Origin of the sequence: uncultured Nitrospira sp. (assembly GCA_902500695.1) — a bacterium.
Classification (GTDB): domain Bacteria; phylum Nitrospirota; class Nitrospiria; order Nitrospirales; family UBA8639; genus Nitrospira_E.
Genome location: CABVRQ010000020.1, coordinates 53,777 through 55,281 on the forward strand (window position 1 = coordinate 53,777; position 1,505 = coordinate 55,281).

Annotated in this window: 1 protein-coding gene and 1 pseudogene; one reads left to right on the forward strand and one right to left on the reverse strand. The window is 51.6% G+C overall.

The genetic code is table 11. The features are described 5' to 3' along the window. On the forward strand, nt 1-479 hold a 479-nt coding region (locus tag AAH187_RS07410; RefSeq protein WP_342347807.1), incomplete at its 5' end, for an HPF/RaiA family ribosome-associated protein. Between the two features lie 282 nt (nt 480-761). On the opposite strand, the pseudogene AAH187_RS07415 reads toward AAH187_RS07410, so the two are convergent. Beyond that, nucleotides 762-1,505, reverse strand: a pseudogene (locus AAH187_RS07415) (hypothetical protein); the annotation flags it as partial.

The window sequence follows — 1,505 nt, forward strand, 5'->3', positions numbered from 1 at the left end:
AAAGAAAAGGAGGGTTGACTCAGGATTGCGGCATCGGACAAACAGGCCGGAACGTGTTGGGTGCTTCACAGATTCAACGAACTGCCAAAGAAGGAGAGTCTATGGATGAACACACGCTTGATCTAAAAATTGAGAGCCGGAATGTTGGCATGACCCCTCGGTGGAAAGCGGAAATTGAGCGACGGACTGAGGCGTTGCAGACGGATACTATTCGCATCATACATGCCCGTGTCACCCTTACTAAAAATGCCCATCATAAAAAAGGTGCCGATAACGCGGAGGCGCTAGTTGTCGTGACGCTTCCCCGGCGTCGAACGGTTACCGCCAGAAAAGAATCGAAAACCTTTGAAGAAGCCATTCGCTCCGCCTTTCAGGCCATAGAGCATGAACTGGATAAAGTTGAAGAAAAACGGTTGGCCCGCAATGCCAAGGCCACGGCCAAAAAGGCTGAAAAAGCGATGCTATTGACTGCTGTCTGAAGTCAAGTTCTCATGAGAGTCATGGGGGTGGACATTCTGTCCACCCCCGAATGACATCTTTCTTATCCTGCCCTGGGTTTTTCTTTAAGCCTCACGCTTGTTGCATTTTCACCAAAAATCTAGCTCTTTGTTGTCCTCTTACCTTGGTCCACCGCTTCTTGAGGTGGGCTGGCTGGCTGGTGTTTCAAATGATTCGCTCTCCGTATAAGCGCACCTCATCCAGAAGGCCTGAGGCGAAAATGGCTAATTCGAAAGACGAAAAAAGAAATAATTTTGAAGTACTTACTTGACGGGAAGATGAAGCAGTTCTTTGCCTGCGTTCATGATTGCGTTGAGTCGCTCAGGAGTTTTGGCTTCACCATAGCATCGGACGATGGATTCGGTCCCTGATAGTCGAATAAGATACCATGCGTCATCCGCCAGGATGAGTTTGCAGCCATCCAGTTTATTCACATGGATGACCTCTGTTTCCCCAAATACAGAAGGTGGATGTTCAAGCACCTGCTTGACCTGCGCCCTGAGGTTTTCGTTGAGGGGCAGGTCCTGTCGTGCCGTGAATGCGGCCCCGACTCGCGCAAAGAGATCTTTCAGTAATTCCTGAATAGTCTGTCCGGTAAAGGCCACCATCTCTGCGACCAACGCTCCGGCCAATATCCCATCTGTTTCCGGCACGTGGCCTTTGATGGACATCCCGGCGCTTTCTTCTCCACCAAAAACCACTTCTCCCTTGGCGAGCAATTCGCCGATGTATTTGAATCCGACCGGGGTTTCGTGAACGGTGAGTCCATGGTGTGCCGCCACGGCATCAATGAGATGGGTCGTGGCGACCGACCGGGCGACTCCACCAGACCATTGCCGACTGCGAATGAGATAATCCAACAAGGCGGCCAAAATATAGTTGGCTTGAATGAAAGAGCCGTCGGCATCCACAATGCCAAACCGGCCTCCATCTCCGTCCGTCGCCAGGCCGAGATGTGCGCCTTCGCGGCGAACGGTCTCTTTCAGGTCCTGAAGTGTCTCGTCTGT